General features: G+C 61.0%; 20 protein-coding genes. 14 read left to right on the top strand and 6 right to left on the bottom strand.

Features of this window, described 5'->3' with window-relative positions:
• Positions 1-494: 494 nt before the first annotated feature.
• From QQJ84_RS14575 to QQJ84_RS14600, 6 genes are all read right to left on the bottom strand, one after another.
• Complete coding sequence (locus QQJ84_RS14575; protein ID WP_284259034.1) at positions 495-1175, bottom strand: NrsF family protein; 681 nt, start codon at positions 1173-1175, stop codon at positions 495-497.
• Complete coding sequence (locus QQJ84_RS14580) at positions 1165-1737, bottom strand: sigma-70 family RNA polymerase sigma factor (protein WP_284259035.1); 573 nt, start codon at positions 1735-1737, stop codon at positions 1165-1167. Before QQJ84_RS14580 ends, QQJ84_RS14575 begins: the two co-directional genes overlap by 11 nt.
• 85 nt (positions 1738-1822) lie before the next feature.
• Positions 1823-2464 (bottom strand): DUF6969 family protein, encoded by a 642-nt coding sequence (locus tag QQJ84_RS14585; RefSeq protein WP_284259036.1) that lies wholly within the window; start codon positions 2462-2464, stop codon positions 1823-1825.
• A complete protein-coding gene (locus tag QQJ84_RS14590) occupies positions 2464-3183 on the bottom strand; it encodes a cytochrome c biogenesis CcdA family protein (RefSeq protein ID WP_284259037.1) in 720 nt (239 codons plus the stop codon). The genes QQJ84_RS14585 and QQJ84_RS14590 overlap by 1 nt, the downstream gene beginning before the upstream one ends.
• Before the next feature lie 9 nt (positions 3184-3192).
• Entirely contained in the window at positions 3193-3615 is a 423-nt protein-coding gene (locus QQJ84_RS14595) for a thioredoxin family protein (protein WP_284259038.1), read from the bottom strand.
• A gap of 177 nt (positions 3616-3792) precedes the next feature.
• On the bottom strand, positions 3793-3981 hold the full coding sequence (locus tag QQJ84_RS14600) for a hypothetical protein (protein ID WP_284259039.1): 189 nt from the start codon (positions 3979-3981) through the stop codon (positions 3793-3795).
• A gap of 204 nt (positions 3982-4185) precedes the next feature.
• On the opposite strand from QQJ84_RS14600, the gene QQJ84_RS14605 reads away from it, so the two are divergent.
• The 14 genes from QQJ84_RS14605 to QQJ84_RS14670 all read left to right on the top strand — a co-directional run bounded on the left by QQJ84_RS14605 (position 4186) and on the right by QQJ84_RS14670 (position 16625).
• The gene (locus tag QQJ84_RS14605) at positions 4186-5031 is read left to right on the top strand and encodes a sterol desaturase family protein (RefSeq protein ID WP_284259040.1); all 846 of its coding nucleotides are present in this window, start codon (positions 4186-4188) and stop codon (positions 5029-5031) included.
• A gap of 106 nt (positions 5032-5137) precedes the next feature.
• Entirely contained in the window at positions 5138-5452 is a 315-nt protein-coding gene (locus QQJ84_RS14610; protein WP_284259041.1) for a BufA1 family periplasmic bufferin-type metallophore, read from the top strand.
• Positions 5430-6086, top strand: coding sequence for a DUF692 domain-containing protein (locus QQJ84_RS14615; protein ID WP_284259053.1), 657 nt, complete (start codon positions 5430-5432; stop codon positions 6084-6086). The genes QQJ84_RS14610 and QQJ84_RS14615 overlap by 23 nt, the downstream gene beginning before the upstream one ends.
• Positions 6076-6891 carry an HvfC/BufC N-terminal domain-containing protein gene (locus tag QQJ84_RS14620; protein ID WP_284259042.1) on the top strand — a complete coding sequence of 272 codons (816 nt, stop codon included), beginning with the start codon at positions 6076-6078 and terminating at the stop codon, positions 6889-6891. The genes QQJ84_RS14615 and QQJ84_RS14620 overlap by 11 nt, the downstream gene beginning before the upstream one ends.
• On the top strand, positions 6879-7349 hold the full coding sequence (locus tag QQJ84_RS14625; RefSeq protein WP_284259043.1) for a DoxX family protein: 471 nt from the start codon (positions 6879-6881) through the stop codon (positions 7347-7349). The genes QQJ84_RS14620 and QQJ84_RS14625 overlap by 13 nt, the downstream gene beginning before the upstream one ends.
• Positions 7350-7425: 76 nt before the next feature.
• A complete protein-coding gene (locus QQJ84_RS14630) occupies positions 7426-8016 on the top strand; it encodes a TetR/AcrR family transcriptional regulator (RefSeq protein ID WP_284259044.1) in 591 nt (196 codons plus the stop codon).
• Between the two features lie 29 nt (positions 8017-8045).
• On the top strand, positions 8046-8612 hold the full coding sequence (locus QQJ84_RS14635; RefSeq protein WP_284259045.1) for a carboxymuconolactone decarboxylase family protein: 567 nt from the start codon (positions 8046-8048) through the stop codon (positions 8610-8612).
• Between the two features lie 23 nt (positions 8613-8635).
• The gene (locus tag QQJ84_RS14640; RefSeq protein ID WP_284259046.1) at positions 8636-9319 is read left to right on the top strand and encodes a haloacid dehalogenase type II; all 684 of its coding nucleotides are present in this window, start codon (positions 8636-8638) and stop codon (positions 9317-9319) included.
• A gap of 141 nt (positions 9320-9460) precedes the next feature.
• Positions 9461-10858: an MFS transporter gene (locus QQJ84_RS14645; RefSeq protein WP_284259047.1), complete on the top strand. Its 1398-nt coding sequence runs from the start codon at positions 9461-9463 to the stop codon at positions 10856-10858.
• Entirely contained in the window at positions 10851-12572 is a 1722-nt protein-coding gene (locus QQJ84_RS14650) for a radical SAM protein (protein WP_284259048.1), read from the top strand. The genes QQJ84_RS14645 and QQJ84_RS14650 overlap by 8 nt, the downstream gene beginning before the upstream one ends.
• A gap of 32 nt (positions 12573-12604) precedes the next feature.
• On the top strand, positions 12605-14671 hold the full coding sequence (locus QQJ84_RS14655; protein WP_284259049.1) for an FAD-dependent oxidoreductase: 2067 nt from the start codon (positions 12605-12607) through the stop codon (positions 14669-14671).
• Between the two features lie 174 nt (positions 14672-14845).
• A complete protein-coding gene (locus QQJ84_RS14660) occupies positions 14846-15529 on the top strand; it encodes a glycosyltransferase (protein WP_284259050.1) in 684 nt (227 codons plus the stop codon).
• Positions 15526-16119, top strand: a complete 594-nt coding sequence (locus QQJ84_RS14665) for a TIGR04282 family arsenosugar biosynthesis glycosyltransferase (RefSeq protein ID WP_284259051.1) — start codon at positions 15526-15528, stop codon at positions 16117-16119. Before QQJ84_RS14660 ends, QQJ84_RS14665 begins: the two co-directional genes overlap by 4 nt.
• A gap of 188 nt (positions 16120-16307) precedes the next feature.
• Positions 16308-16625 carry an IS630 transposase-related protein gene (locus tag QQJ84_RS14670; protein WP_284259052.1) on the top strand — a complete coding sequence of 106 codons (318 nt, stop codon included), beginning with the start codon at positions 16308-16310 and terminating at the stop codon, positions 16623-16625.
• Positions 16626-16762 lie beyond the last annotated feature (137 nt).

Here is a 16762-nt window from a genome sequence, read left to right on the forward strand (position 1 = left end):
TGCGGTTGTGCAGGGATGGCCAAAGAAATCAAACCAAAACAGCTTCGTGAATAATAGCGGCTAGGTGAGTATGCTGCCCAAACCGGTCAAGGTGGTTCTGATAGTCGAATATGGTTCTGGTTACGTTGTTCAACCCGAAAGCAGCAAATCAAGTTGGTGGCGTGCCCCTGCAACCAGAATTACTAAATAAATCAATAAGATAGAGCGGAAGAGGGGCGCCGGAACAGCTAAAATCAGCTAGCACATCCCTAACACATAGTCACCTTTCGGTAAAAACCTGATAACCTACGCGGTTTTAAAGGATTTTTCGAGTGCAACCGAGGCTGTGTGCCGGGCGCCTTGATCTGAATTACCCGTTCCCGCAGCCCCCTATGTTGAGGGCAATTGGACGCGAAAGAGGGGGCATGGTTGGACGCGATTTGACAATCTTAGACACCTGTCCAGTTTCCGGGGGCCACCTCACACATCGCGGCTCGAGTTGATCCTTGATCCAATCAATGCGATTTCGAAATGTCCGTATGGGGCGTGGTGTTGGACAAAAGCCGTAATGTGATCCGCCCGAATAACGCCCCAAGCGCGGTGAACAGCATCACGCTGCCCATCTGCCAGACCAGAACCGTCATCATCGTATCCGCCGCGTGGAATAATGGCAGCGCCACTTCGGCGGCGGCGGCGGCGGCCATGGCGCCGCACAGGCAGGCGTGTGTGGTGCGAAACATGGCGCTGCGGCGCAGAAGCCAGACCATGGCCACGGCGGGGACAAAACCGGCCATTGCAATTGCCGGGACACACAAGAAATCCGGGCGCAGAATGAGTGCCGCGCCATGAGTTTGCAACGACAGGATAAAACATTGCCGCCCAAGCTCGAGGAGCCACAGGGCAAGGGCGGCCATGGGTAGATATAGCTTCCACCCAGGTTCGTCCGGCCGTCCGGCGCAGAATGCGGCGTAGGCGGAGATGAGTGCTGTGGTCAGAGCCAGCAACTCCGCCAGCATAAAACGCGGTTGCGTAAGCAGTCCGGCAAGGTCGGGCCGCAGACCCATGGCATAGACAACCATTGCAAGCACCGGCACGGTGACGAGCAGCCAGCGCAGCAGCAGCGTTGCAGGCGGCGCGGCGCGGCGCACCGGCGGCAGATCACGCGCGAGGCTGGCGATCAACTCCTCAGTCCTCATGTGTAACATTCTCCTTCATGGCTTTCTTCAGCCGCTGCATCGCCCGGAATGTCGCGACCTTAAGGGCTACGACGCTCATGCCGGTTTCGGTGGCGGCTTCGCGCAGGGAAAGTTGACGGACCTTCAGCAAGTTCAACACGAGCTTGTCACGCTCGCCTAAGCCCTTGAGCGCCATCATCATCGAGGCCGTGTCAACATCCCGATCCTGTGTGTCGTTCGTCGCGAGGGCCGTGGAGGTTACAGGCACATCGTCAATGGCTGTCTCCCGTCCGGCATGGCGCTGGCGGCGGCGGCGGATTTCGGCGCCGCGAAATTTCAATATCCCGAACAGAAACGGGGCCACGGGCCGGCTGGGGTCGTAGAGATGCCGGCTCTGATGCAGCGCCAGAAGTGTTTCCTGCACCATGTCCTCGATGTCGGCGGCGCTGCTTTGCGGCCAGCGCGCGCGGGCGCGGCGGCGTAGCCAGGGCAGAGCCTCCTGCAGCACGCGGGCATAGGCGCGCGCATCGCCAAGCTGCGCCGCTGCCAGCCAGATCCGCCAGTCTGGGTTTTCCTCCGCCATGGTCACTCCCTTGGGCGGACAGAGTATAGCGTCTGCCGGGCGGAGCCAATCACCACCCAGGGGAATGATGTCCGGCAGAAGCATGTTATACGGCATCGTCAGCCTCCGGCAGGTTCAGGCTTTGGCGCAAACGGGCGAGGGTGCCGGGTAAATTGATGCGGGCGCGGCTGAGGATTTCCAGCGCCTCGTCGGCCAGGGCGTCCGCCTGCGATTCCGCCGCATGGCAGGCCAGGCGTTTGTCACGCCGGCGCAGCAGGGCGGCGATCTCGCGCCGGTACAGAACGCACAGCGCGGTGAGGGCCTGATTCACGGGCGCGGGGCCTGGGGCGTCATGCCAGGCCAGGCGCGGCAGTTGGGGGATCAGCGCCTCCGCGGGCAGCCAGTGATCAGCCGTAACCCAGAGATTGGTGGTGAAGAATTGCGCCGGCCGGCCGAAATGGTCGAGGGCGATCGCCAGCACATGGGTCAGGCTGGATGTGCCCTCGCCGCGCAGGTAGCAATGAATATGGCCGCTCTCCGCTGCCCCCCGGTGCGCATGGAAATAATATTGGGCGCGGGTGTGCGGGTCGAGCGCGTCATCAGCCGGGTAATGCGTCTCAGCGACAAAATCCTGCCCGTCCACCAATGCGGTGACGATGTTTTGCCCCGCGGATTCCATCTCGCCCAGGGCGGCCACCAGCGCGGCGGCGGCCTCGGCACGTTCCAGCAGGGTTGGGGACGCGCGCATCAGAATTGTGTCGTGGCGGCGCTGAGCCAGCCGGGCGAGGCTTGTACCAGATAGGCTTCCAACGGATGGTCCAACCCTGTGATCATCAGCAGAGAGACGGCCACCATCGCCCCGCCGAGCAGCATTTTTCCGGCGGAGCCAGCACCCAGCATCCGGCCGCGCAAGCCCAGCAACGTGGCACGTGATAAAAACCCCAGCCCCACCAGGGGCAATGCGGTGCCGATGCCAAACATCAGCATCACCAGCGCCACATGGCCCAAATCCTTGCCCTGCGAGGCCATCAGGCTGGCAGCGCCCAGGGTTGGCCCGGCGCACGGTGTCCAGATGGCGCCGAGCAGCAGGCCGATGCCAAATTGCCCGCGCAGGCCAACGCCCTTGCCGCCGCTGAACCGGTTGTTCATCCAGTTGCCAAACGGCCCGGCCGCGACCGCCAGCCTCGTCTGCGCGCCGGGCAGCAGCAGGAGCAGCCCCAACGCCAGCAACATTGCCGCCGCCAGCAGCCGGAAGGCGCCAAGGTTCAACCCCAGGGAGAACCCGAGGGTGGCGGCGAACAAGCCGATGGCCTTGAAAGACAGGGCGACACCGCCCGCCAGCGCCAGGGGGCCGGCGCGGTGTTCGGATAATGCGCCGCCCAATACCAAAGGCAGCACCGGCACCACACAAGGCGAGAGTGTGGAGAGCAGCCCGGCAGCCAACGCAAAAAAAGCCGCGGTGAGCATGATGTCCGCTCAGCCTTGAACCGCGGCGTTGAGCAGCGTCTCGATCTCTGATTTGCTGGTGATGCCGGCCGCGCGCAACGCCTCCTTGCCGTCATGAAAAGCAATCAACGTGCTTTGCATTGTTGCGCCGAATTGCTGTACCACCAGCCTTTGCGAGTCAAAATCGACATCGAGAATATCCAGGGCGGCATAATGCGGGTCGTTTTCCAGCCCTTTTAAAACCAATTTCTGCCGTGCGCAGGTCGGGCACCAGCTTGCCTCGATATGGATCACCACCGGCGTATGGTTGGCAATCGCGGTTGCGAACGCCGCCTGGGTGTAGGGGGTGGTCGTGGCAGCCATGGCCTCTGGTGCACCCATGAGCAACAAGCCAGACAGAACGATGCCCGGCAAGGCGAGCGGTGAGATGAGATTACGAATTCTTCTGTTCATGGCTACAAAATTCCTTGCATAAACGGTAGCCGGTGCAGCCCTATATTGAGCAGCGGTTAGTTTTTTTCCGCTTGTGGTACTGCCGCAGTGTGACGCCCGCCAGTCTGGCACGCATAATTTGCGATAATTTTGCAGCATGGCGGGCGTCTCTCTGAACGGAGGAGGGTTAAGCCCGGCTTAGTTTGCCTTGCACTTGGCAGCAGCGCAGGGCGCGGCTTTGCCTGCACAGGCGCCGGTTTTGCCTGCACAGGCACCGTTGGTCTGCGCTGTGCATGCCGCCCGCGCATGGGTGGGGATGACGGCGGCCGTCAAGCCGCCCAGGGAGACAGCAGCGCCGAGCATGAGCATGGAGGGGGTGAATTTCATGGATATTTTCCTTATGACAAGCGTGGCGCCGGACCATTCCAGCGCTTCACATTCCAAGTTCGCCACGAAAAAGGGAAAGGTTACAGGCGGCATAAAAATTTATGTGCGGCGTGGTTGGCAGGTAACCTTTTGGCTCTACGAAGCGTAAGACTATAAGGTACACGGGCTGATACGCTGTCATTTGGTGTGTGTTTACGGAGATTTATGGCGCAGTTTCTTCTCACCCACGGACCAACTCTGCGACTGGTGGTTTCGTTCGGCCTGCTCGCCGTGCTGGCGGCGGCGGAGGCGTGGCGCCCGCGCCGCATGCGCTCGCTCACGCGCGGGCAGCGCTGGCCGGGTAATCTTGGTATTGCGGTGGCCGACGCGCTCGCCGTGAAATTGTTGTTTCCGCTGGCGGCCTTCGGCGTGGCCGTGTTCGCCGCGCAGCGCGGCTGGGGCGGGCTGAATCTCTGGAACATCCCGGAATGGCTCAAAATCGTTCTGGCGCTGCTCGGCCTGGACCTGACGATATATTTACAGCACGTCTTGTTCCATGCGGTGCCGGTGCTGTGGCGCCTGCACCGCATGCACCATACGGACCTTGATCTTGACGTCACCTCCGGTGCCCGTTTCCATCCGATCGAGATCATCCTCTCCATGGGCATTAAGCTGGCGGCGGTGGTGGCGCTCGGCGCGCCGGCCGTGAGCGTGTTGCTGTTTGAGATCATCCTTAACGCCACGGCGATGTTCAACCATAGCAACCTCGCGCTGCCCTTGGGCGTAGACCGCACCCTGCGCCTGCTGGTGGTGACACCGGACATGCACCGCGTCCACCATTCGGTTATCCCCGCTGAAACCAACAGCAATTTCGGGTTCAACATACCCTGGTGGGACAGGCTGCTCGGCACCTATCGCGCCCAGCCGGCGGCGGGGCATGAGGGCATGAGCATCGGTCTTGCCGCGTTCCGCGATCCTGCCGCTACCTCGCGGTTTGATGCCATGCTTGTGCAGCCATTCAGTGGCCCGGCGGGCGCAACCTCTCTGGAGGCCGGACAGTCAGACACATGAGTCTTTATTTTTGTTCAAGCGTTTTATCCATGTAACCTTCAGGGCCGCTCCTGCGAACCTTAAAATGCAGCCACATTCCAGCGCTGTTTTTGATCGGGAGATAAACATGGATCGCAGAAAATTCGCAGCCTCGGTACTTACCGCCGCCATCGGCTTTGCCGGCATCGTACCTGTCGCCGCCAGCGCGCAGCAGATGACGCAACAGCAGATGATGCAGGTGAAGCAGGCCAATATGGCCCGTGCCGCGGCGCAGAAACTCCAGGCGTGCTACGGGGTCAATGCCGTAGGCCGCAACGACTGCGCCTCCGGAGCGCATTCCTGTGCTGGCCAGGCGACGATGGCGCGCGACCCGGCCTCCTTCGTTCTGTTGCCGGGAGGCGATTGCTCGAAGATCGCCGGTGGTTCGCTCAAGGCCTCATAAGTCAGCTGAAGAGTATGAGGCGAGCCGGCTGGTATCGCCGATGAACGGCGCCCTGGTTTCCGAACATCTGGCCTGGGGCCGTATTGGTGCAACGGCGCTGCCGGACCTGCTGCCTCTGCCGCTGACCAGGGAAAGCATTGATATTTTCTGCATGAACGTGGATAGAGTGCAGACTGCGTTGAAGCGGACCATCCTGGTGGAAAACCCGTCCACCTATTTGCAGTTTGCCAGTTCTGATATTCCCGAACCGGAATTCCTTGCCGCTGTCACGCGACGCACCGGATGCGGATTGATCTGTGATATCAACAATATTTTTGTCAGCGCCCATAATCATGGTTGGGATGCCTTGGATTATTTGCAAACATTGCCTGCGGCCGCAATTGGTGAATACCATGTGGCCGGGCATTGTCCCGCCACGGGTGCCGCGGCCGGATTGCTGCTCGACACGCATGACCGGCCCGTGGATAGCGCGGTATGGGCGCTGTTCGAAACAGCGTTGCAGATCATCGGCCCCCGCCCCGTGCTGATTGAGCGCGATGCTGATTTACCGTCCCTGGAAGCGTTGCTGGCGGAAGCGGCGATGGGGCAAAAAATTATGGACCAGGTGAGCCGGAGGGACGCCAATGCTGCGTGACCAGCAGGCTGCATTTGTGGCGGCGCTCCGCGGCGTATCTGCTGGCTTACCCGATGATGCGATTATCCCGGGGAGTATCGCGGCAGAGGCGCGGATGGCGATCTACAGGAATAATGTTATGGGGAATCTCGCCGCCTGTTTGCGGATCGCTTATCCTGCGGTGGAGAAACTTGTTGGCGCGGATTGTTTCGCCGGGCTGTGCCGGGATTTCATCCAGGCTCGTCCGCCGGTTTGCGCGAATCTATATGAATATGGCGCGGAGTTTGCCATCTATCTCGAGGCTTCAGAAAGTCTGAAGTCTCTGCCCTATCTTGCGGATGTGGCGCGGCTGGAGTGGGCGGTGAATATTGCGCTGCATGCCGCTGAGACACCGCCGCTGGACCCCGGAGCACTGGCCGGGGTGGATGCGGCGGAAACCGGCTTCGTCCGGCATCCTTCCGTATCGCTGCTCATCCTGCGCGATGATGCCCGCGCCATATGGGAGGCTGTGCTGCTGGAAGATGTTTCGAAAAAGAATGCATTGCTCGCCGCGATCGAAATCAGTGCCGCCGCAGTGCCGGTTATCGTCTCCAGGTCAAGCGGCACGCTGGAGATCATGCCTGTTACAGCTCCGGTATTCGACTTCGCGCTGACCCTGCTCAGCGGCTTTCCCCTGGCGGACGCGTTGGAGGCCGCCACACCAGATGAAGCCCCGGCGATGCTGGGAATGTTTCTCGCGCAGGGGCTGTTCGCCGGGATTGTTCCGGCCAGCTCGCAAACGACAACACATGAAACACACAAGGAGAACCACCCATGTCAGACGTAGCGATTCAACGCCCGGCGATGCTGCCCGTGCGCATGCTCAACAAGCTTACGGGATGCTTCCAGCTAGTTCCCTATTGGCTGGTGGCGCTGACCGCCCGGGCAGCGCTGGCCCAGGTGTTCTGGAGCTCGGCGCAGACGCATCTCGCGAACTGGGACACCACGCTCTACATGTTCGCCAACAGCTACCAGGTGCCGCTGCTACCGCCGGTTTTTTCGGCCTATTTGTCCGTAACGATGGAGGTTGCCATGCCGCCGCTGCTGCTGCTCGGCCTGGCCACGCGCTACGCGGCGCTCGCGTTGCTGGGCATGACCGCGGTGATCGAAATTTTCGTCTATCCGCAAGCCTGGCCCACGCACATTCAATGGGCGGCGATGATGCTGGTGCTGATCTCCCAGGGCGGCGGCGCCTTGTCGGTGGATGCGCTGCTGAAGCGCTTTATGGGGCGTGGCCGCAAATAAGTTTCAGGGCGGGGTTGTTTTGTAGTGATCGTTCTATTATGTGTTGGCTGACACAGTTTGGAGCCTCACTCAGTCCATGCCCCGCCCCCGCCGTTTGACCGATGAAGATGTGCTGGACTGCTCGGTGGAGGTGTTCCGCCAGCGGGGTTATGCCGGGGCCTCCCTGCGGGATTTGACGCAGGCCACCGGGCTCAGCGCGGCCTCGCTGTACAATCGCTATGGGGATAAGGACGGCTTGTTCATATCGTCGGTAAACCGGTACGCGGATCTCGGCATCTCGGAGAGGCTGGCACGGCTGGAGCAGGCGGCTGATCCAATAGCCGCGATCAGGCAGTTTTTCGATGAGATCATTGCGATGTCAGATGACGATCCGCATCACCTGGGCTGCCTGCTTGTGAATTCACTGCTTGATGGCGGGGCGATGTCAGCCCAGGCCCGCTCCCTTGTTCATTCCAGGCTGTTTGAGGTCCAGGGCTTCCTGGAAGTGCAGATCGCGCGGGCCAAGAAATCTGGTGCCCTGCCGGATAGCATGAATCCGGTGGCGATGGCGGAGTATCTCACAGCTACCGTGCTCTCGCTTCGCGTTCTCGCGCGCATTGACGCAAATCCACCGATGCTACGGCGGATCGCCGCTCAGGCGCTCAGCGCGCTGGGAAGCGAGAAATAGTTTTTTCCTTTAACGCCGGGAGACTGTAGATGACTGCCGAAACCAAACTCACGCTGCCCACCCAAACCCTCGAGAATGCGCCCGCGCCCGGCCGCAAGGTGCTGGAAAAAGCTAAGGCCCAGGTTGGGTTCATCCCCAATATGTATGCCAATATGGTGAACTCCCCAGGGCTTTTGGATACATATCTCGATGGCTATGCGCGCTTCCGGGCGGAATCCGGCTTTACCCCCATTGAGCAGGAGGTCGTGTTCCTGGTCGTCAGCCGCGCCAACGGGTGCAATTATTGCACCGCGGCCCACAGCATGATCGCCGATAAAATGTCGAAGGTTCCGGCGGATGTGCTCCAAGCGCTGCGCGCGGGCACGCCGATCGCTGATCCAAAACTGGCGGCGCTGGCGCAGTTCACGCAGGTGATGTTTGATACCCGCGGCCGTCCCGCAGCGGCCGGCACACAGGCATTCCTGGCTGCTGGCTATGGCGAGCGCCAGGCGCTGGAGATTGTGCTGGCGATGGCGGTGAAAACATTGAGCAACTATGCCAATCACCTTTTCCACACGCCAGTAGACGACATGTTCGCGGCGTATAAGGTAGCGTAACCCAAGAGGCGAGGAGCAGGCGCATGATGACGAAATTCCCCCAAATTCGGGCCATGGTGTTCGATGCCTACGGCACATTATTTGACGTCGGCGCCGCCGTCGCTTTGTGTGACGACATCGCGCCGCCGCAGCGTGCCGCATTGGCGGCGCTTTGGCGCGACAAGCAACTGCAATACACATGGCTGCGCGGGTTGCAGAAACGCCATGCGGATTTCGGCCAGGTGACGGCCGAGGCGCTCGACTATGCGCTGGAGGCCACCGGGCTTGCCAGCCCCGAGCTGCGCCAGCGCCTGCTCGTACTTTACCGGACGCTCGAAGCTTATCCCGAGGTCTCTGCGGCGCTGGAGGCGCTGCGGGCGCGCGGGTTGGTTACGGCGATCCTCTCCAACGGCACACCGGACATGCTGCGCGCCGCCGTGGAGCATGCCGGAATCAGCCATCTGCTGGACCATGTGCTCTCGGTGGAGGAGGTGGGCGTGTTCAAGCCAGCACCCGAGGTCTATCAACTCGCGGTGGACCGGCTTGGCATACCCGCCCAGGAAATCGGCTTCGTCTCGGCCAATGGCTGGGACGCCTATGCAGCTTCGGCGTTCGGGTTTCAGGTTATCTGGTGCAATCGCGCGGGTCAGCCGGCCGAGCGCCTGCCTGGCGCGCCGCGCGCGGTGGTGCGCGGCCTGGAGGAATTGCCTACGCTGATGGCAGAGTGAACCGCTTGGTCCGGCGCGTGAGTGGGGGATAAAAATAATCACCTTGGTGCGTAACCATTCTCTTCCCCGGCGCGAATAACGAGACCGGGCTGGTTGTGGTCCGGTTCATCTGTCGCTTTTCAAGCCTCCTGAGGAACCCGCATGAGCTTACCAGACCATTATTCAGCAGCCGAAACAGGCCTGCTGGACCAGCTTTCCACCCTGCGCTGGAATCGGTTTCATACGATGCTGGTGCTGCTGTTCGGGCTTGGCTGGGCGCTCGATGCGTTTGAGGTGACGCTCATTGGCAATGTTCTGGGCGCGTTGCGCGCGCATTTTCACCTTGGCAGCAACGCCATGTCGTTCATCCTGGCGGCCTGGTTCGCCGGGCTGATGATCGGCGCTTCCGGGTTCGGCGTATTGTCAGACCGTTATGGGCGGCGGCGGATATTTCTGGCCAGCCTGGTGCTATACGGCGCCGCGACCCTGGCCACCGCCTTCGCGCCCAATCTCGCGGCGCTGCTGCTGCTGCGGCTGATCGCGGGCATTGGTGTCGGTGCTGAATATTCCGCCATCAACGCGGCGATCGCCGAGCTGGTTCCCAGCCGCTCGCGCGGGCGGGCCGCGGCCATCGTGTTGAATTTCTGGCCCGTGGGCAGCCTTGTCGCGGCCCTGCTCTCCTGGCTCGTGCTCTCTGCCCTGCCGCCGGATATTGGCTGGCGCGTGGTATTCGCCCTGGGCGGGGTCATCGCACTTTCAGCCGCCTGGTTCCGCAGATATCTGCCCGAAAGCCCGCGCTGGTTGATTGAGGCCGGGCGCAGCAGCGAAGCGCGGGTCATTATCTCAGGGATCGCCTCTGGCCTCACCAGCCACCCAAAACCAGCCGCTGCCCGGGCGATCCAGCGGGTGCGGCGGGAAACTGGCAGTTTTCTGTTGCTGCTGCGCCACTATCCGGGCCGTCTGGCCCTCGGGGCCGCGCTCGATTTCGCGGAAGCATCCGGCTATTATGGCCTGTTCGCCTTTTTGCCGATTGTCGTATTGCCGGCCCTGCATCTGCCGCCAGCGCAGTTGCCATTGTTTTATCTTGCCGGGAGTGTCGGCGCGCTGGTGGGTGGTCTGGCCGCCGCGGCACTGCTTGACCAGTTGGGACGGGGCTGGACGGTGGGCGGATTCTACCTCGCCACGGCGTTCGGGCTGGTGGCGTTCTCCTCGTTCACGCGCATGGGTGCCGGGCCTATCATGATCGGCTTTGCGCTGGTCAACATGCTGGCAACGGGAAGCTGGATCGCCGCTTACCCGACCTTCTCCGAACTCTTCCCCACCGCCCTGCGCGCCACGGGCATCGGCGGTTCGGTGGCGGTCGGACGCATCGGGGCTGCGCTTTCGCCGTTCCTGGTCGGCTATGTGGGCGCGCGAAGTATGCCGGCGGCGCTCATCATGCTGGCGGGTTTCTGGGCCATGGGGGCTGTGGCCATCCTCATCTGGCGGATGCGTGGCGGTGTTGAGGCGCGCGGCATGGCGCTGGAGCGGATTTCGCCGGAGTTCATCGCTAATGTTTGATGCTGTGCCAAATCCGGTGCTGATCGCCGGCAGCCCCGTTTTGATTTTTGGTGGCAGCTACAGCAATCTGCAGGCCACAAGGGCGCTGTTCGAGGCTGCGCGGCGGCACCGGATACCTTTTTCGCGGGTGATCTGCACGGGTGACGCCGTAGCTTACGGCGCGGACCCGCAAGCCTGCGTCGACCTGCTCTGCGACAATGGTATCGCCACCGTGATGGGCAATTGCGAGGAGCAACTTGCCGCCGATGCCGCTGATTGCGGCTGCGGCTTTGCACCAGGCTCCGCCTGCGACCTTTTGTCGTTAGCTTGGTTCAGTCATGCCCGCGCAAGGTTGAACGATGAGGCAAAACATTGGATGGCCCAATTGCCGCGCCGGATTGATCTGGTGATTGGAGACAAGCGCCTTGCCGTCGTCCACGGTGCACCCAGCCGTATCAACCGCTTCATCTTTGCTTCGGACCCGGATGATGTTTTCAACGAGGAAATCGCCCTGACAGGATGCGATGGTGTCATCGCCGGACATTGCGGGCTTGGATTTACCCGCCAGATCGGCGGCAAATTATGGCATAATGCCGGTGCCATCGGTATGCCGGCCAATGATGGTACGCCGCGTGGCTGGTATTCCATCCTCACGCCGGCGGGCAACGGCTTTTCCCTCACCACCCACCCGCTCAGCTACGATTTTAAGGCCGCCGCCACCGCCATGCGCCGCGCCAAACTTCCCGAAGATTATGCGGCGGCGTTGGAGACCGGCATCTGGCCCAGCCTGGATATTCTGCCTTTGGCGGAGCGGGCAATGACGGCGACCCCGCAACCGGCCCCACCACCAGCACCTGACGCCGTCGTGGCGCTGGAACGGTTGGAGACTTTGTGTTTCAACACCGGCACGCTCTGTAATTTGGCCTGTGCCGGTTGTTATATCGAGAGCAGCCCGCGCAACGACCGGCTGGCTTATTTCTCCCTGGCGGAATTCAATCGTTTGCTGGATGAAGCAGGGGCAATAAAATCCCTGCGTGAAATAGGGTTTACTGGCGGCGAGCCGTTCATGAATCCGGATATTCTGGCGATGATTGAGGGTGCGCTGCAACGAGGCTATCGCACTCTGGTGCTCACCAACGCCATGCTGCCGATGCAGCACCATTTCCGCGCATTGGAAACCCTGCACGCAAACCATGGCGCGCAGCTGGCGGTGCGTGTGTCGCTCGACCATTTTACCGCCGCCGGGCACGAGGCCTTGCGCGGCCCGCGTTCATGGCAGCCAGCTCTGGCTGGGCTGTGTGCCCTGTTCGCCGCGGGGTTCACGCCCTCCATCGCCGCGCGGTTTGATCCAGCACTTGAGGATGAAGCCACGACACGCGCCGGATTTGCGGGCTTGTTCGCGCAGATGATCTTCGACATTGATGCCTTCAACCCGGACCACCTCGTGCTGTTCGCTGAGATGGACAAGCCCGTTACGGTCTCCGGCGTAAGCGAGGCCGCCTGGCGTGCCCTGCATCCGCGCGGCGCGGATGCGATGTGCCGCACATCGCGCATGGCCGTGCAGCGCAAAGGTGCCGACCAAGCCAGCATCGTTGCTTGCACTTTGCTCCCCTATGAACATCGCTTTGAACTGGGCAACACGCTGGCGGAAGCGGGACGCAGCGTGTCGCTGGACCATCCGCATTGCGCGCAATTCTGTGTCTTCGGATCTTCTTCCTGCATGAGCGCACGATGAGCACGGCCATCACAAAGCCTGGCGCACGCAGAATGAGGCTGCTCCTGATCGGCGCTTTGCTCTTTGTGGTTGCGGTGGCGGCCCTCGCTTGGCATGGCCGGATGCCGGACCCCAGACAGTTTCAACAATTTGCCGACACGCTCAACGCGCAGCATCCTCTGGTGGCCTTTGCAGCCTATTTCGGGTTTTATGTGGTTGCAACGGCACTTTCCTTCCCTGGCGCATCATTGCTGACGCTGGGCGCCGGTGCCGTTTTTGGCTTGGCGGAGGGCACCCTGCTGGTCTCGTTCGCGTCTTCCATCGGCGCCAGCATCGCATTTCTGACCGCTCGCTTTCTGCTGCGTGATTTTGCCCTGGCACGTTTTCCCGCATTGTTCACGCGCATTGACCAGGGCATTGCGCGCGATGGTGCGCGCTATCTCATATCACTGCGTCTGGTGCCGGCCATTCCCTTCTTCGCCGTCAACTTGCTTGCGGGGCTAACAAAACTCTCGCTTTCACGCTTTTATGCCGCCAGCCAGATCGGCATGTTCCCGGCAACGCTGATCTACGTTAATGCTGGCGCCAGTCTCGCCACTCTGGGTCATCACGGGGCCATTCTCACGCCGCGCCTCGTCACCGGCCTGCTACTGCTCGCGGTTTTGCCGGTTGCTGTGCCGCGCCTTCGCGGCGCATTCGCCGCGCGCAAGGCTTATGTCAAATGGCGCCGCCCCAAGACATTCGAACGCAATCTCGTGGTCATTGGTGCGGGGGCTGCGGGGCTGGTCACCGCCTATGTCGCCAGCGCCCTGAAGGCGAAAGTCACGCTCATTGAACAGACCCGCATGGGCGGAGATTGCCTCAACAGCGGTTGCGTGCCGTCGAAGGCATTGCTCCATGCGGCCAAGCATGGATATGATTTTATCCAGGCCCGTGCAGCGGTAAAATCAGCGGTGGAGGGCATAGCGCCGCATGATTCAGTGGAACGCTACGCCAGTCTTGGCGTCGATGTCCGCCAGGGTCAGGCGATGATCCTTAACCCGTGGTGTGTCTCGGTCGATGGCGTTAAAATCTCTACCCGCGCCATCGTGATCGCCGCCGGAGCGGAACCTTTCGTGCCGCCCATTCCGGGGCTTGCGCAAAGCCCGTATGCCACCTCGGAAACGCTTTGGGATATTGAAACCTTACCGAAACGCCTGACCATTCTGGGCGGCGGGCCGATTGGCTGCGAGATGGCACAGGCCTTCGCACAGCTTGGCAGCGCCGTCACGCTGGTGGAAATGGCGGAGCGGTTGATGATCCGCGAAGATGATGAGGTATCCACCACCATGGCCACGGCGTTGCGCCGCAATGGCGTGACTGTGCTAACCGGCCACCGCGCCGAGGAGGTGCTGCATGACGATGACGGTTATCACCTGCGCGCGGTATCGGAGAACGAGTTTATCACTATTGGATTCGACCGCATTCTGGTGGCGATCGGGCGTAAGCCGCGCGTAACCGGCTACGGGTTGGAAGAATTGGGGATTAAGCTTAATAAAACCAAAACCATTGAAACCGATGCCTGGTTGCAAACCCTCTACCCCAACATCTTCGCCTGCGGCGACGTGGCCGGGCCCTATCAGTTCACCCATACCGCCGGGTTCCAGGCCGGTTATGCCGCGCTCAACGCGCTGCTCGCCCCCTTCTGGCGCTTCAAGCCCAGCTACCGCGCCGTGCCCGCTGTAACCTACACCAGCCCGGAGATTGCCCGCGTTGGCGTGAACGAGCGTGAGGCGATAGCGCAGGCTCTGCGCTATGAGGTGACGCGCTATGAATTTGCGGAATTGGACCGCGCCATTGCCGAAGCCGATACCGAGGGTTTTGTAAAAATCATCACGCGCCAGGGGAGCGATAAAATTCTTGGCGCCACCATCGTCGGCACCAATGCCGGTGAAATCCTCACCGGTTTCACCATTGCCATGCAGCACAATCTGGGCCTGAAAAAACTGCTGGGCGTGATCTACCCGTACCCAACGCGCTCCGAGGCAATCCGCGCCGTGGCCGGGTTATGGCGGCAGAAACACGCTTCGGCACGGGGCTTGGCGCTGCTTGAAAGGTTTCATAAATGGCGGCGAGGGTAAAACCTGGTCTGGCTGCCCCCATGATCGTTTGCGTATTTATCGCCTCGGTCGCAGCACTGGGGCGATGGGTTCATTTGCCCTACTTGCGGTTTCCTTCCCTCGCGGTCATCGCATTCGAGAGATTGGCGATCAGGCTTTTGCCATTTGTGACTCACCGGCGCGGATGACATGGTGATGAGTGCCGCACTGTCTGTTGTTATCCCCACTCTGAATGAAGCAGCGCATCTACCAGCTCTGCTGCGCGAGCTCATGGCGGCGCGCGGCCTGATGATCAGCGTTATCATCTCTGACGGTGGCAGCACGGATGATACCTTGGTGCTTGCGGCAAAAGTTGGTGCGCGCATCGTCACGGGCGCCTCTGGGCGCGGCGGGCAGTTGCGCCGCGGCATCGCGGCAGCAGAGGCGCCTTGGATTTTGCTCCTGCATGCGGATTCTAGTCTGTTGCCCGGCTGGGATGCCACACTTTGCCAACGCCTGAGCACGCAGCATGAAACATGCGCCTATTATGGCAAACTTCGTTTCGAAAGCGAGGACCCGCGCGCGCGCCTTTTGGAGTTTGGCGTGGCGCTGCGCTGCGCACTCTTTCGTCTGCCTTATGGCGACCAGGGGCTGCTGATCCATAGTGACCTTCTCGCCGCTGTGGGTGGCATGCCCGATGCCCCCTTGATGGAAGATGTCATCCTCGCCAGCCGGTTGGGCCGCAAATACCTTGCCCCCATGAACCTGACCGTCCGCACCGATGCCTCAGCCTATATCCGTGATGGATGGCTCCTGCGCGCAGGCAAAAATCTCTGGCGCCTCCTGTGTTTTATTGCAGGCCGCTCCGCCGCGAGACTGGCTGAAGACTATCGCAGATGAACCTTCCAGTCGTTATTGTTTTCGCGCGCATTCCCCGGCTTGGCGTCGGCAAGCGCCGGCTCGCGCGCGAGGTCGGTGACCGCAAGGCGCTGAATTTTTCCCGCACGGCGCTGCACAGGCTGCTGCGGCGGGTGCGGCGTCTGCGTGGCGTTGAATGTGTGCTTGCCCTCTCGCCGGACCACCATGCTCGCCTCAGAGCGCCTGGCTTTACCAAAATTAGTCAGGGGCAGGGGGATCTCGGCCAACGCATGCAGCGCGCTATCCATCGCTATCCACGCCGCCGCGTGGTTCTCATCGGCAGTGACATTCCAGGAATCAGCACCAGGGATCTGAGAAACGCCTTGCACAATCTGCGCGGTTATAATGCTGTTTTTGGCCCCGCCGCCGATGGCGGCTACTGGCTGGCCGGCATGGCGGGCACGCGTCCCGAGCGCGCGTTTTCCAATGTGCGCTGGTCCAGCCCACATGCCCTGGCTGACACGCTGCACAATTTTTCCAAACAGCGCACCAAGCTACTGCGCATGCTGGACGACGTTGACGATGCCGCAAGCTTAACCTTGCATATGCATAAGGCGTATTCTCATGCGTAGATTCAAACGAACCCTCATTATTTTATGTTTTGCGGCTCTACCTGCCATGGCCCAGAATCCGCCGGGATTTAGCGTGGGAACGCTCACTGGCTGGCAGCCGAAAACATTCTCTGGCCGCGCACCAACAAGCTATAGTGATTCACATTAACAACATTACGTGCTAATATTTGCCACCTTGTGAGGGGCGAATGATGAGCTATAGCGTTGATTTACGTGAGCGTGTTGTCGGCTATGTGCGTGGAGGCGGCGGGCTGACGGAAGCGGCACGATTGTTTCAGGTCAGCCGGCCAACCCTTTATCGCTGGCTTGGTGCGCCGGATTTGCACCCAAGACCTGCCAAAGAGCGCAGACGCAAGTTGGATAAAGCGTCCCTTTTGGTTCATGTGCGAGACTTTCCAGAGGCGTTGCTACGGGAGAGGGCGGCGCATTTTGGCGTGACGATCAACGCGATTTGGGCTGCGTTGAAGAAATTGGCTATCACTAAAAAAAACGATCCGGTATTGTGAATGTCGTTGCGAAGAAAGAATTACATTTCTGCGCCAATTGCGCGCCTGGGTTTCCGAACATGGCTGGAAAGATGTTGTTTATTTTGATGAGAGCGGTTTTCAAGCCACGGTTCACCGGCCACATGGCTGGGCAAGTC

This window comes from Acidocella aquatica (assembly GCF_030160635.1).
GTDB lineage: Bacteria > Pseudomonadota > Alphaproteobacteria > Acetobacterales > Acetobacteraceae > Acidocella > Acidocella aquatica.